Here is a 19,690-nt window from a genome sequence, read left to right on the forward strand (position 1 = left end):
TAACCGAGAGGCAGGCGTTCGGCACTTCCGAGGCGAAGTGATGCCGGTTTCAGATCGGCGGCCAGGGAATTGCGGTGCGATCGTCCGGTGCGTCGGGGAAGAACTCGGCGGCGAGAAGCCGGTCGGCCCTGTCTTTCAGAGCCTCGATCTCGTCTGCCGACAGGCAGTCGCTCAGCTGCGTCCGCAGCCTCTCGTCCATGGCGGTGACTTCCTGAAGCGCATCGATCTCTTCGGCGCAGAACGAGGTGCGAGAGAAACCCCACAGAACGGTGCGCAGCTTCTCCTCATTGTGGAAGGTCAGTCCGTTGTCGATGCCGAAGACGCCGATGTCGGCCGCGGCGGTGCTCGGCAGGCAGCTGCCGGTGATGACATGACCGGCTTTGCGGTCGGCGTTGTTCGCGAGCAGGTCGAAGAAGGCAATGGAACGCAGGCTCTCGTCGACGGAATGGGAGAGTACGAGGTCGCGTCCGTCCTCGGTGCGCAGAGCGAAGATCGGTGTGTGATCGACGGGGATCGCGTTGACCGTCGACAGGGTCACGGCTTCGTCATCGTCGGAGGCTTCGACATAGGCCTGCAGGGATCCGCGGCCGGCGGGCAGATCATCGCGCAGAACCGTCGGCGGAACGACCCCCAGGTCGAGTGCGGCGGAGAGTCGATACGCCGCCACCTCGCGCAGGGCCAGTGTCTGTGCCGGGAAATCGTGCAGGGGCCGTTCGCCCGAGATGGGTTTGTAGACGGCCTTGATCGCCCGGCCCTCGTGTTCGAGCACGAGCAGTCGGGTGTCGTTGCTGGCGCGTGGGATCGATCCCATCTCCGTCCACTCCCCCGCAGCCAGTGCGTCGAGGAGAATCCCGTGGTCCATCACGGTTCAGGCGCGCGGGATCCCGTTGGCCCGGGGACACAGATGGCCGTCGGGTTCGAGCGGGAGGGAGCAGAACGGGCAGTCTCCGCGTCCGGCGCTGACGACCTGTTCTCCGCGGCGGGCGAATTCTCGGGCGGCGGCGGCGCCGAGGACGATGCGCAGGACTTCGCGTTCGACTTCGTCGTCATCGGGGTCGGCGGAGGTTCCGGCCTGGGCGTCCGCCTCGGTGAGTTCGAAGCATTCGATGACGAGTTCGTGCTTGACGGTGTCCCAGCCCAGGCTCATCGTGCCGACGCGGAACTCCGGTTCGATGGGCACGTTGAGCCCGGCGTTGTCGATGAGATCGTCGAGCGCCGTCTGCGGCACCCGCGCGGCCGGATCCTTGATCATCACCATATCGAGCAGTTCGGTGATCCGGTCGGAGAGGATCTCGACCTGCTCCTTCTCGACGACCACGGTCGTCAGCGCGTTGCCGGACTTCGCCTGGAGGAGGAACGTCCTCTCACCGGGGAGTCCGATTGTGCCGACGACGAAACGATCGGGTGTGGGGTGGTCGTACAGAGCTGCCATGTCTTCAGCCTAGTTCAAAGACTTACATGACGGTCCGGCCTGGGATACATTTGAGTCATGAGCACTGATCCTCGTGAGGCCCTGGACGCATTCCTCGAAGCAGTGAGAGAGCACTACGCTGCATCCGCGCACCGCAATGGTGACCAAGACCCCCGAGTCGAAGCCGCTTATATGGCTTTGGCCGATGCCTTCGAAATCTACGAAGACGCGATCTACACCGCGTTCGACGAAGTCACTCCATTCGAACTCTTCGATGACGTCGAGGATGCCAAGGACGATGACGAGTTCCTCCTCGACGATGACGACGAGGACGACTGAGGGCCTGACAGAGCGTCGGACCTGCCGCTCTAGTCCGACGGACCCCAGGAGATCTGGTCGAGCACTTCGGCGATCTCATCCGCCAGTTCGACCTCGCTGGCGGTGACCTCGGCCAGCTGTGCCGAAGTGCGCGGCGAGACCAGGGTGCTCGCGATACCGTGCTGTCGGTTGAACGCCAGGGCGATGTCCAATGTCGACACGCCCAGAGCGGTCGCGGCACGACGGACGCCGGCAAGCACACGGTTCGACCGCTCGTCGAGGTAGGCACCGGCGTATTCGCTCAGCTCCCCCGCCAACCGCGAATCCTGGGGAGTCGCGTTCCGGTACTTGTCGGTGAGCACTCCGCGCCCCAGTCCCGCTCCGGCGATGAGTGAGACTCCCGCATAGTCGGCGGCCGGAACGAGCTCTGCCTCGGCCTCGCGGTTGAGCAGCGAGTATTCTGCGACGACACACGCGACCGGAATCCCGGCCCCGCGCATCTCCGCCAGCTGCCAACCGGTGTGGTGGGACACGCCCACGTAGCGGATCTTCCCGAGAGTGAGCAGGGTCTCGACCGCCGATGCGGTCTCGGCACGGTCGACCTCGGCATCGAAGACGTCGAGGACGAGCACGTCGAGGTGGTCGCGACCGACTGTGCGCAGCAGGGAATCGACTTGGCTGAGGATTCTCGAGCGCCCGAGTCCGGCCTCGATGTGGCCGGGTTCACTGATGGACACGCCCACCCGGGCCAGCAGCAGAATCTCTTCGGGAAGTCTCAGCCGTCCGAGCACCTCGGCGGAGATCGTAGCCGAGCTGGGCAGCTCGATGAGGTTGCCACCTGCGTCTTTGTACTCATCGACGAGGCGCTGGGCGACCTGGTCATCGACCCGATGCCCCCACTCGAAGGTTCCGAGACCCACATCGCTGACGTCCAGACCGGTAGTGCCGAGGCGTTGGTGCTTCATGCTTCTTGAGGTTACCCGATGCTGCGACTACCGTGGTTTCGTTCCCACCTCATATTCTCAAGGAGTCGTATGTACGACTGGCTGGTCGCTGCCGTGCTCGGAATCGTGCAGGCACTCACCGAGTTCCTCCCGATCTCCTCCTCGGCGCATGTGCGCATCGTCGGCGAACTTATGCTGCCCGGTTCGGATCCGGGCGCGTTCTTCACCGCCATCATCCAGATCGGCACCGAGGCGGCCGTCGTCGTCTACTTCTGGCGCGATATCGTCACAATCATCTCCAAATGGTGCAAGGCACTCGTCGGCAAGCATGATCGCAGGGACCCCGAGGTGCGCCTGGGTTGGCTGATCATCGTCGGTTCGATTCCCATCGTCATCATCGGCCTGCTCTTCCAGGACTACATCGAGGGTGCACTGCGCAGCCTCTGGATCACCGCGACGATGCTCATCGTCTTCGGTCTCATCATCGGCATCGCCGACTGGGCCGGGAAACGCGAACGCACCCTCGAGGACATGAACTGGGGTCAGGGCATCCTGTTCGGCTTCGCGCAGGCGCTCGCCGTCATTCCCGGCGTGTCACGCTCGGGCGGCACGATCATGGCCGGCCGTTTCATGGGCTTCGATCGTCCAGCGGCGGCTCGCTACTCGTTCCTGCTCGCCATTCCCGCCGTCGTCGGTTCCGGTCTCTACGGTGTGGCGCAGACGCTCGGTCGGAGTGAAGCCATGGTTCTCGGCTGGGGACCGACGATCCTCGCCACAGTGATTTCGTTCGCTCTCGGTCTCGTCGTCATCCACTGGTTCCTCAAGTACGTGGAGACGAAGTCCTTCGCCATCTTCGTCTGGTACCGCGTGGCCCTGGGCATCGTCCTCTACATCCTGCTCGGCACCGGAGTCCTCGCAGCAGTCTGAGCCCGCGCGTTTCATTTCGGGCTGTCGTCCGACACTCCAGCATCATCTGATCCCGGCATTCGCTCCTGAGTGCCGGGATCAGCGCATTCCGCCGCCGCCGACGGCGGCCGATTGGGCGAGTCCGGCGGCGGTCACCGACATCGCCGCGAGCACCGGCCTGTCACCGGAGAAGTCGATGACCGTGAACGATCCGGGAGCGACGCTCAGCCGTTGGAAATCGTCCAGCGGCATCCCCAGGGCGTCGGCGATGATCGCCTTGATGATGTCTCCATGGGAGACGATCATCGCCCACCGAGGCGGCGCCGATTTCTCGGTACCGTCCGTGGGCACTGCATCGGGCCGTGCTTCGGCATCGGCACGTTCGTCCTTACGCAGCTGGGCCACGAGATCACGGACTCGGGCTGTGGAACGTTCGGCCGCCTCGGTGATGGATTCCCCTCCGGGGAACCTGGCCTGCGACGCCGACTTCACTACGGTCGCCCACAGGGGCTCCTGGCCCAGTTCCTTGAGTGGCCGGCCCGTCCATTCGCCGTAGTCGAGCTCGATGACGGCCTCGTCGACGTCGATGCGATCGAAGTCAGCTGTTTCGGCTGCGATCGATGCGGTCTGTTCGCAGCGCTGCAGGGGCGAATGCAGCAGCTGGGTGAAGTGCCGATGCGGCAGCAGTTCGAGGTTGGCCCGCAGTGCCCGGGTTCCCTCATCGGTGAGGGACACGCCGGGTGCGCGTCCGGCCAGGATTCCGGAGACGTTGGCGCTGGAGAGGCCGTGCCGCAGCAGAACGATGACGGGCATACTCTCAAGATTAGCCCAGATCGTCTAGGGTGAGGCTATGAAACGTCAGCGTCCACGTATGACATACGAGTTCCGCAAGGTCTCGTTCTCTCGTGATGTGCCGCGGTCGGTCAGCCTGCAGGAACTCAACGACCAGGCGGAATACGGCCAATGGGAGCTCGCCCGCACCCGCATATCGGTCGGCGGAGTCCGCACCGTGTGGCTGCGCCGGAAGATCATGCCGTTGACGATGAGCAGCTGATGGTGTGAGATCGCCTTCCCTCGTTCCTGTTCTCACTGCCGGCCTCGTCACGATCACTGCAGGAGCGGCGATGTCCCTGCAGGGACGAGCGAACGGTCTGCTCGGGCAGGTGCTCGGACATGCCGTCTTCGCCGCGCTCGTCTCATTCTTCGTCGGCCTCCTCTGTGTCGGCATCGCCTTGGCAGTCTCGGCCCGATCCCGTGCTGCCGGCCGACGTCTCATCGCGCTGCTGCGGGATCGTACGCTGCCCTGGTGGATGCTCCTCGGGGGCTTGAGCGGCTGCCTCGTCGTCATCGCACAGGCCACGACCATTCCGCGGATCGGCGTGGCCATGTTCACGATGGCGTTCGTCTCCGGCCAGGTCACCGGTGGGCTCATCGTCGATGCCACCGAGCTGCCGCCGGGCGGCCGTCAGCGTCTGAGCGTCCTGCGCATCCTCGGCGTGGTCATCGTCCTCGCTTCCCTGGCCTTCGCCGCAGGTGACCGCCTGCAGTCGGGGATTCCGCTGTGGACTCCCCTGCTCCCGCTCGTCTCCGGGGCACTGACGAGTGTGCAGCAGGCGTTCAACGGCCATATCCGGGCTGCTGCCGAATCGGCGGTGGTCGCGACGACGGTGAACTTCACGGTCGGCTTCGCAGCACTCGTCGTCGGCACATTCGTCCTGCTCATGACCGGACATCCCTGGCGCGAATTCCCGACCGCGCCGGATCAGTGGTGGATCCTCCTCGGCGGGGCCTTCGGGGTGGTCTTCATCGCCCTGACGACGGTCACCGTAGCCAGGCTGGGTGTGCTGCTGCTCAGCCTGTTCGCGCTCTTCGGCAACCTCGTCGGGGCATTGGCCCTCGATGTGCTGCTGCCGATTCCCGGCTCCGATGTCACGCTGACCACGGTGCTCAGCGCCATCGGAGTGCTCATCGGTATCGTCGTGACGATTCTGCCGGTGCCGGTCGGGCCTTCAACTTCAGCGGTCAGGCCCAAATCAGCGGTCAGGCCTTCATCAGGAAGTCGCCGAGGACCCGCGTCCCGAACTTGAGCGCCGAGATCGGCACCCTCTCGTCGACGCCGTGGAACATGGCCGGGAAGTCGAGGTCGCCGGTCAGCTGGAGCGGAGCGAAGCCGTAGCCGGTGATTCCGAGCTCGGCCATCGACTTGTTGTCCGTGCCTCCGGAGAGCGTATAGGGCAGGACGTTCGCGCTCGGGTCGTCGGCGAGCAGGCTCTTCTGCATCTGCGCGACCAGCGGAGTGTCGAACGGCGACTCGAGCGCCTCGCCTTCGTCCTCGGCGGTGATGTCGATCCCCTCCCCCGCGAGTTCCTTGATCTTGAGCATGACGTCCTCGTGCTGTCCCGGCAGAGTGCGACAGTCGACGTAGGCGGTCGCGGTGCCGGGAATGACGTTGTGTTTGTATCCGGCTTCGAGGAACGACGGGTTGGAGGTGTTCTGCAGGGTCGGTGCCACGAACTTCTCGACCGAACCCAGCTCGGCGAGCAGCTGCGGAATCGTCTCTGCCGTGAACTCGATTCCCGTGAGCTCCGAGACGCCTTCGAGGAGCTTCCTTGTGGCCCGGGGGATCTCCTGCGGCCACGGGTGGTTGCCGATCCGGGTGATCGCGGCGGCGAGCCGCGTGACGGGGTTGTCGTCGTTTCGCTGAGATCCGTGTCCGGCGGTGCCGTGAGCGACGAGGTTGAGCCAGGCCAGCCCCTTCTCTGCCGTCTGGATGAGGTAGATCCGCTGGCCGCGGACGTCGACGGAGTAGCCGCCGACCTCCGAGATCGCCTCGGTGGCTCCCGAGAACAGCTCGGGACGGTTGCGCACCATATGGCGGGCACCGTAGTTTCCTCCGGCCTCCTCGTCGGCGAAGAACGCGATCACGAGGTCCCGACGCGGAGTGAGTCCCTGACGGAGCATGGCACGGACGGACGCGACGATCATCGCGTCCATGTTCTTCATGTCCACCGCTCCGCGGCCCCACAGCAGACCGTCTTTGACGACTCCTTCGAAGGGGTCGACGCTCCAGTCCTCCGCGGCCGCCGGAACGACGTCGGTGTGGCCGTGGACGACGAGTGCCGGAGCCTCCGGATCGGAGCCTTTCACACGAGCGACGAGATTGGCCCGGCCCGGGGAGGATTCGACGATTTCGGACTTCAGGTCAACCTCGGAGAGCCAGGACGCGATGAGTTCGGCGGCCGGCAGCTCCGGGTTGGCTTTGTTCCCGCCCCAGTTCTGTGTGTCGATGCGGATGAGCTGACGGCACAGTTCGGTGACTTCGTCCTCTGCGGTGCTGAAATCAAACACGGGACTCCCCTCGATGGTGGTTCGATCACGCGGCAGTGCTGTGATCGGCCTGACAGTCACCACCGTATCCCACCCGCGAGCCCGTCTCACAGACGAACGGGCGTGTATCAGCGGGTCAGAAGTTCATCCGTGGTGATCGGGATCGGGGCGGATGATCATTGAACCCGCAGAAGCCCCGATGCCGCAGACGTCTCCGACTGCCGAATACGAAAATGGCCTCCGGATCGAAATCCGGAGGCCATCTCCTCGTTGTGCGCGAAGGGGGACTTGAACCCCCACGCCCGATAAGTTGGGCACTAGCACCTCAAGCTAGCGCGTCTACCAATTCCGCCACTCGCGCTGGCAACAGAGATAACTCTACATGCGCGAAACGGTGTCGCAAAATCGAAATCGGGTTTTGTGACGCACTGCACTTATCACGCCATCATTCGAGGTGTGCCACCCGCGAGAGGACGTGCGGTTTGCCGTTCTTCAGGTCGAAGACCGCCGACTCCGCAGCCTCGTGACGACGCCCGGAGGTCAGCGCATAGCCGACCGTGCCGGGCAGCAGGATCGGCTTCGCGAAGGACACATCCCAGCGGTAGGACTCGAGCCGCGGATCCATTGCCGAGAACGCCCGGGAGGCGCTGTACATCCCATGGGCGATCTGCCGTGGGAATCCGAATCCCTTCGCGGCCAGACCGTTGAGGTGGATCGGATTGTAGTCACCGGAGACCTTCGCATAGCGCTGACCGATGATCGGATCCAGACGCCACAGGGCACTGGGCTGCGGCGCCGTGAACTCGAGGTGCGGCACCTGTGCCTTCGGCTTGGCTCCGGAGAGCTTCCGCCCCTTGGCCAAGTACGTCGAGACCTCGTCCATCACGGGACGACCGTCGACCTTCGCCTCGAGCCGAACCTCGATCGTGGTGCCCTTCGTGTGCTCGAAGGGACCGGCGAGCTCGAGGTGGAAGTCCACAACCTCGCCGAGGCGGGCCTGCGAATGCATATCGACGCGATTGTGGATGTGGACCATCCCCATCATCGGCAGCGGCACTTCGGGGTCGGCCAACAGCTGCATGCTCAGCGGGAAGCCGAGGATGTGCAGGTAGCCGGGGTGGACGATATCGTCCAGACCGTGACCGACGACGTGGGCGAAGCCCGCATAGGCGACCGGTTCGAGCGGAATGCTGCGATCGATCGCATGGTCCGGCAGCTCCGGACCGGTGCGCGGGCCCACCGGCAGGGTCTTGAGCAGGGCACGGGCATAGATGGGAAGCATCGAATCCGCCATCATGCACCCACCATGTTCTGACCGCAGACACGCAGCGTCTGTCCGTTGATGCCGCGGGCACCGCTGGATGCGAGGAAGCCGATCGCTTCGGCCACATCGACCGGCTGCCCGCCCTGCTGCAGGCTCGAGAGCCGGCGCGCGACCTGGCGTGTGAGAGTCGGCATCTTCGCGGTCATATCCGTTTCGATGAAGCCGGGTGCCACCGCGTTGATCGCTCCCCCGCGGGCGGCGAAGTCCTCCGCCGAGGCGGCCGTGAGTCCGATGACGCCGGCCTTCGAGGTCGCATAGTTCGTCTGGCCGCGGTTGCCCGCGATTCCCGAGGTCGAGGCCAGGGAGACGACCTGGGCGCCGTCGGCGAAGAGTCCTTTCTCCGCCAGGCGCGCATTGATCATCGTCTGCGCGGCGATGTTGACGGCGATGACAGAATCCCATTTGGCCGCGTCCATGTTCGCCAGCATCTTGTCGCGGGTGATGCCGGCGTTGTGGACGAGGACGTCCACGGGTGCCCCGAGCGCCTCGGCGATCTTGTCCGGGGCATCGGCTGCGGTGATGTCGAGCTGCAGCGACTTGCCGCCGATCCGGTTCATCACCTGCGCCAGCGCCTGCCCTGCCTGCGGCATGTCCACGCCGATGACGTAGGCGCCGTCGCGGGCGAGGTTCTCGGCGATCGCGGCTCCGATTCCACGTGCGGCACCGGTGACCACGGCAGTGCGACCGGCCAGCGGGCCGGCGTCACCGGTGGACATGAATTCGTCCAGGCTCAGCCGCTGACCGGCGTCCGAAGACACCGTGAGGAACTGGCCGGAGACATAAGCGGACTTGCCCGAGAGCAGGAACCACAGGGCCGCATTCACCGAGGGTGCGGTGAGGTCGACGCCGTCGAGCAAGATTCCGTTGGCGGTCGAGCCGGCGCGCATCTCGTGGGCGACGGACCGGGTGAAGCCGGTGATGCCCTGGGCGGTGGCGGCCTGCTCCGGTGTCTGGTTCTGCGCATCCGGTGCCGTCGAGATTGTGATCACTCGACCGCAGGTGGCAAGCGAACGCAGGGCGGCGCCGATTTCGAGCACGACCGGTGACAGGTCAGCCGGGGACTGCGCATCGTCGAGGACGGCGATGACGGCCCGCAGCTTCTCACCGGTCTGTGCGTTGCGGCGGACCTCAAGTCCGTTCTCCAGCAGCTGATCGGCCAGCCCCTGGGCCCCGGGACCGGTGCCGAGGACGAGGACCGGCTTGTTCTCATAGGACGCCGGGGTGGAGCCGAAGCGATTGAGTTCGACCGGCTGCGGCAGACCGAGGGTTTTGGCCACCTGCTTCAGCGGTCCGTTGACGAGGGAGAGATAGGTGTCTTTCATGCTGCCTCCACAATCGCAGTGAGTCCCTGTCCGCCTGCAGCGCAGATCGAGACCAGGGAGCGCTTCTTGCCGGTGGTCTTCAGGTGCTTGGCGGTGCTGGCGATGATGCGTCCGCCGGTGGCGGCGAAGGGGTGGCCGGCGGCCAAGCTCGAGCCCAGCGGGTTGAGCTTGTCGCGGTCGATGGTGCCCAGCGCCGCATCGAGACCGACCTTATCCTTGCAGAACTCTTCGGATTCCCAGGCGGCCAGGTGCGAGAGCACGGTGGAGGCGAATGCCTCGTGGATCTCGAAGACATCGAAGTCATCGAAGGTCAGCCCGTTGCGGGCCAGCAGCCGCGGAACTGCGTAGGCAGGGGCCATGAGCAGACCTTCGTCGCCGTCGACGAAATCGACGGCGGCGGCTTCGGCATCGACGAGGCGCGCCAACGGGGTGAAGCCGTGCTCGTCTGCCCAATCCTCACTGCCCAACAGCACCGAGGAGGCGCCGTCGGTCAGCGGAGTCGAGTTGCCGGCGGTCATGGTCGCCTCGGTGGCGAGCTTCCTGCCGAAGACGGGGTTGAGCTTCGCCAGGGATTCCACGGTCGAGTCGGCACGCATGTTCGTATCGCGGCTGACCCCGAGGTACGGGGTGGTGAGGTCATCGAAGAAGCCGGATTCCCATGCCGCGGCGAGGTTCTTGTGGGAGGCCACGGCCAGTTCGTCCTGGGCCTGTCGGCTGATGCCCCAGGCGGCGGTGGTGATCGCCTGATGCTCGCCCATGCTCAAGCCCGTGCGCGGTTCGCCCGTGCTCGGAGCCTGCGGTGCGAGGTAGGCGGGGCGGATCTGGGAGGCGATCTTCGCCTTCTGCACCATCGTCTTCGCACGGGTGAGCTCGAGGAGGATCTCGCGCATCGAATCGTTGATGACGATCGGAGCGTCGGACGTCGAATCCACGCCCGAGGCGATTCCGGATTCGATCTGCCCGGCATTGATCTTGTTGTTGAGGCTGACCACGGCTTCGAGGCCGGTGGCGCAGGCCTGACCGAGATCGAAGGCGGGGGTCGTCGGTGCCAGGGCGGAGCCGAGCACGGCTTCCCGGGTGAGGTTGAAGTCCTTCGAATGCTTGAGGACTGCACCTCCGGCGACCTCGCCGATGTTCTCTCCGGCCAGTCCGAAGCGGGCAACGAGCCCGTCGATGGCCGAGGTGAGCATATCGAGGTTCGTGGCCTTCGAGTACTGCTTGTTCGAGCGGGCGAAGGGAATTCGGTTGCCGCCGAGGATGACGGCGCGGTTGTTGGGAGCGGACATGTGCACCTCCGAGTGGTTGATTTAGCCGATACCGACAGTACCTGATACTGTCGGTTACATGAAATCGATCACAGACGGTCGCTCGACGAGATGGCAGAAGCATCGCGATGAGCGTCGTCGCGAACTTCTGCGTTCCGTGCGGCTCGTCGTCGACGAGTACGGCGACGATATGTCGATGGAGCAGATCTCTGACGCGACCGGGACGTCGAAGTCGGTGCTCTACCGATACTTCACCGACCGGGCAGGTCTGCAGGCGGCCATGGGTGAATGGGCGATGGGCGTCATCGTCCGGTCTCTCGACGAGGCCGCGGCCGCCTCGGCGAAGGGCGAGGGCTCAGCCGCGGCGCAGGAGTCCCTGGCCGCGATGATCCGCGCATTCGTCACGCTCGCCGCGAATTCTCCGAACGTGTATCGCTTCTGCGACACCGCGGTCAACCGGTTCGCGCCCGAGGAGACCGGCGGTTTCTTCAATTCCATTGCCGGGCAGCTGGCCGAACGCCTCGGGCTGAGCGGCGAACAGGCTCGGCTGTGGTCGGCCGGAGCGATCGGTTTCGTCCGCGCCGCCACCGAGACGTGGCTGTCCCGACCGGACCGGCCCGAGGAATTCGCCACCACCATCACCCATTGGCTCTGGGCAACCCTGCCCGAACAACGAGGAGTAGAACAATGAAGCTGTCTCTTGACCCGAAAGCCATCAACGACGTCCTCGACGGACATTGGGCAGAAGCTCGCCGACGCGGGCGGACTCTGGCCGAAGAGCCGTCGACCCATGACGATCCGGCCGATGATCTCGACACCGCACGAGCGAAGACCCTAGACGGGGTCATGATGATGGCCGAGACCGGGCTGCCGATGACCGGGCTGTCACCGGAGATGGGCGGAAAGAACGAACACGCAACGAACGTCGCCGGGTTCGAAGAGACCGTCACGGCCAACCCGAGCCTGCAGATCAAAGCCGGCGTCCAGTTCGGACTCTTCGGCGGAGCGATCCTCCATCTGGGAGACAAGGAGCAGCATCAGAAGTGGCTGCTCGACGCTCAGTCCGGCCGTCTGCTGGGTTCGTTCGCGATGACGGAGATCGGGCACGGCTCCGATGTGGCGAACGTGGCGACCACCGCCACCTACGATGAGGCGACCGAAGAGTTCGTCATCGAGACCCCTTTCCGGGCCGCAACGAAGGAGTACATCGGCAACGCCGCCCGCGATGCCCGGGCCGCCGTCGTCTTCGCTCAGCTCATCACCAAAGGTGTCAAGCACGGGGTGCATGCCTTCTTCGTGCCCGTCCGCGACGAGGCCGGTGAGCCGATGCCGGGAGTCTCGATCGAAGACGACGGCTACAAGGGCGGGCTCAAGGGAGTCGACAATGGTCGCCTCGCCTTCGACTCCGTGCGGATCCCACGCACCAACCTGCTCAATCGCTACGGAGACGTCACCGCCGACGGCACGTACTCCTCCCCCATCGAATCGCCGGGACGCCGCTTCTTCACGATGCTCGGCACCCTGGTCCAGGGTCGTGTTTCGCTCGACGGCGCCTCAGTGGTCGCATCGAAGATCGCCCTCGACATCGCCGTGCGCTACGGACTCGAGCGCAAGCAGTTCACGGCCGGCGATGACTTCGCCGAGACGACTCTGCTCGACTACGGCCAGCATCAGCGTCGCCTCATGCCGGCCCTCGCCGCCGTCTACGCCTCGGCGTTCGCGCACGAGAAGCTGCTGACCTCCTTCGAAGAGGTCTTCGCCGGAGCCGATGACTCCGAGGAGAACCGGGCTCTGCTCGAGACCCGGGCGGCTGCGTTCAAGGCCGACTCGACCTGGATGGCGCTCGACGTCATCCAGGAATGCCGTGAGGCCTGCGGCGGTGCCGGATTCATGGCGGAGAACCGCCTCGTCGGGCTGCGCGCCGACCTCGACGTCTACGTCACCTTCGAAGGCGACAACACGGTGCTGCTGCAGCTCGTGGCCAAGCGCCTGCTCGGCGACTATGCCAAGGAATTCGCGAACCTCGACGTCGGCGGAGCCGCCCGCTTCATCGGCACCCAGGCCGCCGAACATACGCTCTACCGCACCGGTCTGGCCAATGCCGGACGGGCGATCTCGGATGCGCTGACCCCGAACCTCGGCGACAAGCGGATCAGGTCGGGACGCCTGCAGCGGACACTGCTCGAAACGCGACTGGAGGTCATGGTCGCCGGAGTCGCTCAGGCACTGCGACCTGCGACGAAGATGCCGGCCGCGCAGGCGGCCGATCTGTTCAACGTCCACCAGCATGAGCTCATCGAGATGGCACGCGCCTATGTCGAGCTCGAGAAGTGGAAGGCGCTGGACGAGAAGATGAAGGAGCAGACCGACGCCGATCAGGCCAAGGCCTTCCGTCGTCTGCGTGACACCTACGGTCTCGGACTGATCGAGAAGCACATGGCCTGGCACCTCATGTACGGTCGCCTGCCGATGTCGCGTGCACGCCAGATCAACGAGACGCTGAACCGTCTGTGCAAGAAGCTTGCCGCCAATGCCCTCGACCTCGTCGAAGCATTCGGCTACTCGGATGTCCACCGTCGGGCCACCATCGCCTCCGGCGTCGAAGCCGAGCGTCAGGCAGAGGCCGCCGACTACTACCGTCGGGCGCGGGCTCGTCAGGACTTCCCGGTCGACGAGAAGCAGCTGCGCAAGGCCGCGAAGAAGAAGGCGAAGGCCGGCGCACGGTGACCGCAGGCCCGTGATCCGGGCACACCAGAAGACCCCCGCAGCGAACGGTCTGCGGGGGTCTTCTGGTGCTTGGGGAGATTCGGGTCGCCGGCTGGCGACGGTGCTCGCTACCAGCCAGCCCCGACGGTCTCAGTCGGCGAGGAAGTCGGCGAGCACCGCGGAGATCTTCTCTGTCTCGGTGAGGAACCCGTCGTGACCGACCGGGGAGTCGATGATGTGGTGTCGCACTCTCCCCGGCAGCGCCTCGGCGAGGATGCCCACCTGTTCCGGCGGGAACAGCCGATCCGAGGACACGGAGACCACGAGGTTGTCGGTGCAGGCGTCGGCCAGTGCCACCGTGAGGTCGGAGGAGCGACCTCGGCGCACATCGTGGTCGCGCAGGGCACGTGTGAGCACGATATAGCTGTGCGGATCGAACCGGGCGGTGAGCTTCTTGGCCTGATGGTCCAGGTACGAGGTCACCTCGTAGTAGTCCTCCGAACGCAGGCGGCGGGAGAAGCGTTCATTGAGATCGGCATCGTTGCGATACGTCAGGTGCGCGATCTGCCGGGCCAGTCCGAGACCATGACTGGGGAAGCTGCCGACGGCCGAATAGTCTCCGGAGTAGTAGTCGGCGTCGAGTTCGATCGCGCGTTCCTGCATCATCGCCCAGGCGATCTGGTCGGCTTCGCAGAAGGCCGGTGCGGCGATGACCGCACATTTGCGGACCTTCCGGCTGTCCAACAGAGCGAACTCGAGCGCTCGCGCACCACCCATGGATCCGCCGATGACGGCGACCCAGGAGTCGATGCCGAGGATCTGGGCGAGATTGTGCTCCAGACGTGCCATGTCGCGGATCGAGACCCGAGGGAATCGGGAGCCGTAGGCCAGACCGTCATCATAGGACGACTGCGGCCCGGTCGTTCCCGAGCAGCCTCCGAGGGAGTTCGCACACACCACGAAGTACTTGTCGGTGTCGACGGCTTCCCCGGGCCCGACGACACCCGCCCACCATTCGGTGACGCGGGTGTCGCCGGTCAGAGCATGCTCGATGAGGATCGCATTGGACCGGTCGGCGTTGAGGGCGCCGAATGTCTCATAGGCGATCTCGACCGTGCCGAAGGTGTGTCCCGAGTCCGTGCCGAAGCCGAGGATCCGTTCGACGGAAGTGCTCTGGGTGGTCATCTCAGGCCGCGGTCTGCGCCTTCGCCGCAGCTGCCGCGAAGCCCTTGTCGAGGTCGCCGATGATGTCGTCGACACCTTCGATGCCCACGGACAGGCGGACCAGTGCCGGGTTGACTCCGGCCGCCTTCTGGGCTTCCTCGTCGAGCTGAGCGTGCGTGGTCGAGGCCGGGTGGATGACGAGCGAGCGGACGTCGCCGATGTTCGCCACCAGCGAGTGCAGTTCGAGGGCGTCGACGAAGGCCACAGCGGCGTCGTATCCGCCGGCGATGTCGAAGGCGAGCACCGAACCCACGCCGTTCGGCAGGTACTTCTTGGCCAGTCCGTTCCAGGGGCTCGACTCGAGTCCGGCGTAGGCGACGCGGTCGACCTGGCTGTGAGCCTCGAGGTAGGCGGCGACCTTGTTCGCGTTCTCCACGTGGCGCTCGATGCGCAGGCTCAGGGTCTCGATGCCCTGGGCCAGCAGGAATGCGTTCGTCGGACTGAGCGAGGGTCCGAGGTCGCGCAGGCCCTGCACGCGAGCCTTGAGTCCGAAGGACACGTTCACTCCGAAAGCTCCGTCGGCGCCGAGGTCGCGAGCGAAGACGAGTCCGTTGTAGGAAGCGTCGGGTTCATTGAAGCCGGGGAACTTCTCCGGCTGTGCTCCGTAGTCGAAGTTGCCGCTGTCGACGAGGACACCGGCAACGGAGTTGCCGTGGCCGCCGAGGTACTTCGTGGCCGAGTGGAGCACGACGTCGGCGCCGTGTTCGATCGGACGCACGAGGTAGGGGCTGGCGAGGGTGTTGTCGACGATCAGCGGCACACCGGCATCGTGAGCGATTCCGGCGATCGCCTCGATGTCGAGGATGTCTGAGCGCGGGTTCGACACGACCTCGCCGAAGAGGAGCTTCGTGTTGTCCTGGATCGCGTTCTTCCACGCCTCATGGTCGTCGACATTGACGAAGGTGGTCTCGATGCCGAGCTTGCGCAGGGTGACGTCGAGGAGGTTGACGGTTCCGCCGTAGAGGCTGGAGCTGGCCACGATGTGGTCACCGGCTCCGGCGACGTTCGTGATCGCGAGGAATGCCGCGGACTGGCCCGAGGCGGTGAGGACGGCGTGGACGCCGCCTTCGAGATCGGCGATGCGGTTCTCGACGACCTCGTTCGTCGGGTTCGTCAGGCGGCTGTAGACGGGGCCGACGTCGGTCAGCGCAAAGCGCGCTGCGGCGTGGTCGACGTCGTTGAACACGAACGAGGTGGTCTGGTGGATGGGCAGGGCGCGCGAACCGGTGGTCGGATCGGGAACCTGTCCGGCATGGATCTGACGGGTTTCGAATGCCTGGGTCATGGTGACTCTCCTGTATGAGTGCGGTGGCGGTGTCGCTGGTTGAGGCGATGTGATGTGTCTACTGTCATCGACTTCGCCGGCTGGCACCCGCCTGTGTGTCATGTTGGCGTCATCGTGTGTCATGTTTCGTCACACCGCGCCGTGCAGTTGTCACACGTGTGCTGTGCCGACGATCACCGGAAGTTCCGCGCCTTCGTCGGCAGCTGCACCTCGAGGGGGACGAGTTTGTGCGCGTAGAGGCTGACCACGTCTCCCCCGCGCTGGATGAGTCCGGTGACGACGAGGGCGTTGCGGGAGGTCGCGACCGTGCGGAAGCGTTTCATCAGCCCGGCCGTGGCTACGACGTTGAGCATCCCGAATTCGTCTTCGAGGTTGATGAAGGTGATCCCCGAGGCGGTGGCCGGGCGCTGCCGATGGGTGACGATCGCGGCCACCGTCATCCGGGTTCCGTCCGCCGCACGCGCTGCATCTGCGGTCGATGAGTATCCGCGGGCGCTCAGCGTCTCGCGCATCATCTCCGTGGGGTAGCCGTCGACGGTGATCCCGGTGGAGAAGAGTTCGGCCAAGGTCGTATCGAAGGCGTCCATGGTCGGCAGGCTCGGCGCCGAGTCCACGCTCGCCGTTCCCGGCAGCAGCCCCGGATGGGCACCGGCGACTCCCCCGGCCAGCCACAGGGCCTGCCGTCGGTCGAGGTCGAATCCGGACAGGGCCCCGGCCGTGGCCAGCGATTCCAGGGCCTGCTTGCCGATGCCGGTGCGTTCGGCCAGGTCCGCCACCGAGGCGAAGGGAGCGATCTCGCGTTCGGTCACGATCACCTCGGCGAAGGAGCCGACATGCGCGACCGTGTCCAGCCCCAAGCGGATCCCCAGCTCCCCCGCCGAGGCGGTCGTGTCCTTGTCCTCCCCCGCTGAGGCGGTGTCCCCATCCCCGGCCTCTGCGACCCGTTCGAGGTCCGTGGCCGCCTGGGACCGGCGGATGTCGACGGGCAGGATCGGCACTCCGTGCCGGCGGGCATCGGCGATGAGCGACTGCGGGGAGTAGAAGCCCATCGGCTGGCTGCGCAGCAGACCGGCGGTGAAGGCGGCGTGGTGATGGTATTTGAACCAGGCGGACTGATAGACGAGGTTCGCGAAGCTGATGGCATGCGATTCGGGGAATCCGTAGTTCGCGAAGGCCGCGATGGTGGAGAAGATCGTCTCGGCGGTCTCCGCGTCGACTCCGCGCTCCATGGCTCCGGTACGGAACTTCTCGGCGAGTTCGGCCATCCGCTTCTCCGACCGACGGGAGCCCATGGCCTGCCGCAGCCGGTCGGCATCGGCCCCGGTGAACCCGCCGACGTCGATGGCCATCTGCATGAGCTGCTCTTGGAACAGAGGGACCCCGCAGGTCTTGGCCAAGGACTTCTCGAGCAGCGGGTGGAGGTATTCGACCTCATCCAGACCCTGCCGTCGGCGGATATAGGGGTGGACGGAGCCGCCTTGGATCGGCCCCGGTCGGATGAGGGCGACCTGCACGGCCAAGTCGTAGAACTTCTCCGGGCGCAGCCGGGGCAGGGTGGCCAGCTGGGCGCGGGATTCGACCTGGAAGACCCCGATCGCATCGGCACGGCAGAGCATCTCGTAGACGGCTTCGTCGTCGTCATCGATCTCCGCCCGGTCGATGAGGACCCCAGTATGACGGTGGACGAGTCCGACCATCTCGTGCAGGGCGGTGAGCATGCCCAGACCGAGCAGGTCGAACTTGACCAGGTCCATGGCCGCGCAGTCGTCCTTGTCCCATTGGACGACGGTGCGGTGGCCCATCGTCGCCTTCTCGATCGGCACGACTTCACCGATGGCACGGTCGGCCAGGATCATCCCGCCGGAGTGGATGCCCAGATGGCGCGGTGAGCCGAGCAGATCCTCGGCGACCTTGAGCACCGGTGCGGGCACCGGTGAGTCCTCGGCATCGGGCAGGCTCGACCACCGGTTGCTCGACTTCGAGAACGCATCCTGCTGGCCGGGGGCATAGCCGAGGCTGAAGGCGGCGTCCCGGATAGCCGATTTCGCACGGTAGGTGATGACATTGGCGACCTGGGCGGCCCGGTCACGACCGAAATGGTCGTAGACGTATTGGATGACCTCTTCGCGGCGGCCGGATTCGATGTCGATGTCGATGTCCGGGTACCCCTTGCGGTCCGGGGACAGGAACCGGTCGAAGAGCAGTCCGTGTTTGACGGCGTCGACGGCGGTGATGCCGAGGACGTAGCAGACCGCGGAGTTCGCCGCCGAACCCCGGCCTTGGCAGAAGATGCCCATATTGCGGCAGAACTCGGTGATGTCGAAGACGATGAGGAAGTAGCCGCAGAAGCCCAGTTGGGCGATCATGTCCATCTCCCGGTCCAGCTGCTCCCAGGCCCGCGGGTGCTCTGCTCGGGATCCGTAGCGGGTGCGGCCGCGTTCGGCGATGAGGCCACGCAGATACGTCTCCCCCTCGGTCTCATCGGGCATCGGCGCCTTCGGCAGGTCGGGACGGGCCGAGGAGAGGACGAAGGAGCAGTCCTGACCGATCCGCACCGCATTGTCCACAGCCTGCCGCGGGAATCGCGCGAGCATCTCCTCACCGGTGTGGATGCGTGCGCTCGCCGTCGCCGGCAGCCATCCGGCCAGTTCGTCCAGGGGCTTCCGCGACCGCACCGAGGCACGCACCTGAGCCGACTTCCACTCGGCCCGGGTGGCGAAGTGGACGGCGTTGCTGGCGATGATCGGCAGTCCCGTCCGCTGGGCCAGATCGCCGAGGTGGCGCAGCCTCTCGTCGTCATCCGGGGTTCCGTCCCGGCTGAGTTCGACGGCGACCCGGTCGGGTCCGAAGAGTGCGGTGAGTTCGCGCAGAGCGCTGAGCCCGCCGTCATCGTCGCCCAACGCTCGTCGCAGCGGTCCTTTGCGACAGCCGGTGAGGATCATCCAGTCTCCGTCCTCGGCCGCGAGTTCTTCGAGGTCGAAGAGCGGACGGTTCTTCTCACCGCGCAGGTTCGCCTCGGTGATGATCTGAGAGAGCTGGTGGTAGCCCTCGACACTGCGGGCGAGGACGAGCAGGTGGGTGGCATCGGGATCGGTCTGGCCGGGGATCTTCTCCTGCAATCCCACGGACAGCTCGGAGCCGAACACGGTGTCCAGCCCCACCTCGGCGGCGGCATGGGCGAAGCGGACGGCTCCGTAGAGTCCGTTGTGGTCGGTCAGCGCCAGGGAGCTCAGCCCGGCGGCGGCACCGGCGGCGACGAGCTCCTCGGGGTCGGAGGCTCCGTCGAGGAAGCTGAACTGGGAATGCACATGCAGCTCCGCCCAGTCGACCTGCTTCCGCAGCAGTCCCGGTCCGTGGTTCGGCCCCTGAGCGCTGCCGGCGCCTGTCGGCTCCTGATAACGGCTGCGTCCGTCCGAACCGCCGGGGCCGACCGAGACTTGGTAGCGGTCGGGACGGGAGAACGCAGGGGCGTCGGAGCCGTCGGCGTGCTTGTCGACAGGCTGTGTTCCTGCCGGGTTCTCGCCAGCAGGCTGTTTGTCCGCCGGGGAGGACGGGATGTCCTTGCCTTCGAGGCGGCGCGCCAGCTTCGACCACGGTGTGCGCGGGTTAGAGAATCCCATCGGGACCTCCTCTCAGATGGGGTCGTTGGTCAGCAGGT

At 65.7% G+C, this 19,690-nt stretch carries 17 protein-coding genes and 1 tRNA gene; 6 read left to right on the top strand and 12 right to left on the bottom strand.

Features of this window, described 5'->3' with window-relative positions:
- Positions 1 to 49: 49 nt before the first annotated feature.
- Entirely contained in the window at positions 50 to 862 is an 813-nt protein-coding gene (locus ACVZTU_RS09425; protein WP_139467241.1) for an SCO1664 family protein, read from the bottom strand.
- A 6-nt stretch (positions 863 to 868) separates the two neighbouring features.
- A complete protein-coding gene (locus ACVZTU_RS09430) occupies positions 869 to 1,432 on the bottom strand; it encodes a DUF3090 family protein (RefSeq protein WP_139467242.1) in 564 nt (187 codons plus the stop codon).
- A gap of 57 nt (positions 1,433 to 1,489) precedes the next feature.
- Here ACVZTU_RS09430 and ACVZTU_RS09435 point away from each other — a divergent pair, with 57 nt between their 5' ends.
- On the top strand, positions 1,490 to 1,750 hold the full coding sequence (locus tag ACVZTU_RS09435; RefSeq protein WP_025778383.1) for a hypothetical protein: 261 nt from the start codon (positions 1,490 to 1,492) through the stop codon (positions 1,748 to 1,750).
- A gap of 29 nt (positions 1,751 to 1,779) precedes the next feature.
- Here the strand turns inward: ACVZTU_RS09435 and ACVZTU_RS09440 are convergent, their stop codons facing one another.
- On the bottom strand, positions 1,780 to 2,694 hold the full coding sequence (locus tag ACVZTU_RS09440) for an aldo/keto reductase (protein WP_172169536.1): 915 nt from the start codon (positions 2,692 to 2,694) through the stop codon (positions 1,780 to 1,782).
- A 69-nt stretch (positions 2,695 to 2,763) separates the two neighbouring features.
- Between ACVZTU_RS09440 and ACVZTU_RS09445 the strand changes: the two genes are divergently transcribed.
- Entirely contained in the window at positions 2,764 to 3,600 is an 837-nt protein-coding gene (locus ACVZTU_RS09445; RefSeq protein WP_139467244.1) for an undecaprenyl-diphosphate phosphatase, read from the top strand.
- Between the two features lie 78 nt (positions 3,601 to 3,678).
- On the opposite strand, the gene ACVZTU_RS09450 is transcribed toward ACVZTU_RS09445, so the two are convergent.
- The gene (locus ACVZTU_RS09450; RefSeq protein WP_181270504.1) at positions 3,679 to 4,392 is read right to left on the bottom strand and encodes a histidine phosphatase family protein; all 714 of its coding nucleotides are present in this window, start codon (positions 4,390 to 4,392) and stop codon (positions 3,679 to 3,681) included.
- Between the two features lie 58 nt (positions 4,393 to 4,450).
- On the opposite strand from ACVZTU_RS09450, the gene ACVZTU_RS09455 reads away from it, so the two are divergent.
- Together ACVZTU_RS09455 and ACVZTU_RS09460 are read left to right on the top strand one after the other, a co-directional pair.
- On the top strand, positions 4,451 to 4,633 hold the full coding sequence (locus ACVZTU_RS09455; protein WP_139467246.1) for a DUF5703 family protein: 183 nt from the start codon (positions 4,451 to 4,453) through the stop codon (positions 4,631 to 4,633).
- A 4-nt stretch (positions 4,634 to 4,637) separates the two neighbouring features.
- The gene (locus ACVZTU_RS09460; protein WP_482400265.1) at positions 4,638 to 5,666 is read left to right on the top strand and encodes a DMT family transporter; all 1,029 of its coding nucleotides are present in this window, start codon (positions 4,638 to 4,640) and stop codon (positions 5,664 to 5,666) included.
- Here the strand turns inward: ACVZTU_RS09460 and ACVZTU_RS09465 are convergent.
- From ACVZTU_RS09465 to ACVZTU_RS09485, 5 genes are all read right to left on the bottom strand, one after another.
- Complete coding sequence (locus ACVZTU_RS09465) at positions 5,620 to 6,927, bottom strand: M20/M25/M40 family metallo-hydrolase (RefSeq protein ID WP_181270506.1); 1,308 nt, start codon at positions 6,925 to 6,927, stop codon at positions 5,620 to 5,622. The two genes, ACVZTU_RS09460 and ACVZTU_RS09465, sit on opposite strands and share 47 nt — an antisense overlap.
- Before the next feature lie 252 nt (positions 6,928 to 7,179).
- Positions 7,180 to 7,267, bottom strand: a tRNA-Leu gene (locus tag ACVZTU_RS09470).
- A gap of 84 nt (positions 7,268 to 7,351) precedes the next feature.
- Positions 7,352 to 8,203 carry a MaoC family dehydratase gene (locus tag ACVZTU_RS09475; protein WP_139467249.1) on the bottom strand — a complete coding sequence of 284 codons (852 nt, stop codon included), beginning with the start codon at positions 8,201 to 8,203 and terminating at the stop codon, positions 7,352 to 7,354.
- Positions 8,200 to 9,552, bottom strand: a complete 1,353-nt coding sequence (locus tag ACVZTU_RS09480; RefSeq protein ID WP_482400266.1) for a 3-oxoacyl-ACP reductase — start codon at positions 9,550 to 9,552, stop codon at positions 8,200 to 8,202. Before ACVZTU_RS09480 ends, ACVZTU_RS09475 begins: the two co-directional genes overlap by 4 nt.
- Complete coding sequence (locus tag ACVZTU_RS09485) at positions 9,549 to 10,838, bottom strand: acetyl-CoA C-acetyltransferase (protein ID WP_139467251.1); 1,290 nt, start codon at positions 10,836 to 10,838, stop codon at positions 9,549 to 9,551. Before ACVZTU_RS09485 ends, ACVZTU_RS09480 begins: the two co-directional genes overlap by 4 nt.
- 58 nt (positions 10,839 to 10,896) lie before the next feature.
- Between ACVZTU_RS09485 and ACVZTU_RS09490 the strand changes: the two genes are divergently transcribed.
- Positions 10,897 to 11,508: a TetR/AcrR family transcriptional regulator gene (locus ACVZTU_RS09490; protein WP_139467252.1), complete on the top strand. Its 612-nt coding sequence runs from the start codon at positions 10,897 to 10,899 to the stop codon at positions 11,506 to 11,508.
- Positions 11,505 to 13,544 (top strand): acyl-CoA dehydrogenase family protein, encoded by a 2,040-nt coding sequence (locus ACVZTU_RS09495; RefSeq protein WP_482400267.1) that lies wholly within the window; start codon positions 11,505 to 11,507, stop codon positions 13,542 to 13,544. The genes ACVZTU_RS09490 and ACVZTU_RS09495 overlap by 4 nt, the downstream gene beginning before the upstream one ends.
- 129 nt (positions 13,545 to 13,673) lie before the next feature.
- Here the strand turns inward: ACVZTU_RS09495 and metX are convergent, their stop codons facing one another.
- The 3 genes from metX to ACVZTU_RS09510 form a co-directional block, all read right to left on the bottom strand.
- The gene (gene metX / locus ACVZTU_RS09500; protein WP_139467254.1) at positions 13,674 to 14,708 is read right to left on the bottom strand and encodes a homoserine O-acetyltransferase MetX; all 1,035 of its coding nucleotides are present in this window, start codon (positions 14,706 to 14,708) and stop codon (positions 13,674 to 13,676) included.
- A 1-nt stretch (position 14,709) separates the two neighbouring features.
- Positions 14,710 to 16,032, bottom strand: a complete 1,323-nt coding sequence (locus ACVZTU_RS09505; RefSeq protein ID WP_139467255.1) for an O-acetylhomoserine aminocarboxypropyltransferase/cysteine synthase family protein — start codon at positions 16,030 to 16,032, stop codon at positions 14,710 to 14,712.
- Between the two features lie 173 nt (positions 16,033 to 16,205).
- Positions 16,206 to 19,652, bottom strand: coding sequence for an error-prone DNA polymerase (locus ACVZTU_RS09510; protein ID WP_139467256.1), 3,447 nt, complete (start codon positions 19,650 to 19,652; stop codon positions 16,206 to 16,208).
- Positions 19,653 to 19,690: the final 38 nt, after the last annotated feature.

The organism is Brevibacterium sp. OS20 (assembly GCF_056837565.1).

Excerpts from the sequence above, each read along its gene's own strand:
- ACVZTU_RS09425 (WP_139467241.1), bottom strand. The coding sequence starts at position 862 with ATGGACCACGGGATTCTCCTCGACGCACTGGCTGCGGGGGAGTGGACG.
- ACVZTU_RS09430 (WP_139467242.1), bottom strand. The coding sequence starts at position 1,432 with ATGGCAGCTCTGTACGACCACCCCACACCCGATCGTTTCGTCGTCGGC.
- ACVZTU_RS09435 (WP_025778383.1), top strand. The coding sequence starts at position 1,490 with ATGAGCACTGATCCTCGTGAGGCCCTGGACGCATTCCTCGAAGCAGTG.
- ACVZTU_RS09440 (WP_172169536.1), bottom strand. The coding sequence starts at position 2,694 with ATGAAGCACCAACGCCTCGGCACTACCGGTCTGGACGTCAGCGATGTG.
- ACVZTU_RS09445 (WP_139467244.1), top strand. The coding sequence starts at position 2,764 with ATGTACGACTGGCTGGTCGCTGCCGTGCTCGGAATCGTGCAGGCACTC.
- ACVZTU_RS09450 (WP_181270504.1), bottom strand. The coding sequence starts at position 4,392 with ATGCCCGTCATCGTTCTGCTGCGGCACGGCCTCTCCAGCGCCAACGTC.
- ACVZTU_RS09455 (WP_139467246.1), top strand. The coding sequence starts at position 4,451 with ATGACATACGAGTTCCGCAAGGTCTCGTTCTCTCGTGATGTGCCGCGG.
- ACVZTU_RS09475 (WP_139467249.1), bottom strand. The coding sequence starts at position 8,203 with ATGATGGCGGATTCGATGCTTCCCATCTATGCCCGTGCCCTGCTCAAG.
- ACVZTU_RS09480 (WP_482400266.1), bottom strand. The coding sequence starts at position 9,552 with ATGAAAGACACCTATCTCTCCCTCGTCAACGGACCGCTGAAGCAGGTG.
- ACVZTU_RS09485 (WP_139467251.1), bottom strand. The coding sequence starts at position 10,838 with ATGTCCGCTCCCAACAACCGCGCCGTCATCCTCGGCGGCAACCGAATT.
- ACVZTU_RS09490 (WP_139467252.1), top strand. The coding sequence starts at position 10,897 with ATGAAATCGATCACAGACGGTCGCTCGACGAGATGGCAGAAGCATCGC.
- ACVZTU_RS09495 (WP_482400267.1), top strand. The coding sequence starts at position 11,505 with ATGAAGCTGTCTCTTGACCCGAAAGCCATCAACGACGTCCTCGACGGA.
- metX (WP_139467254.1), bottom strand. The coding sequence starts at position 14,708 with ATGACCACCCAGAGCACTTCCGTCGAACGGATCCTCGGCTTCGGCACG.
- ACVZTU_RS09505 (WP_139467255.1), bottom strand. The coding sequence starts at position 16,032 with ATGACCCAGGCATTCGAAACCCGTCAGATCCATGCCGGACAGGTTCCC.
- ACVZTU_RS09510 (WP_139467256.1), bottom strand. The coding sequence starts at position 19,652 with ATGGGATTCTCTAACCCGCGCACACCGTGGTCGAAGCTGGCGCGCCGC.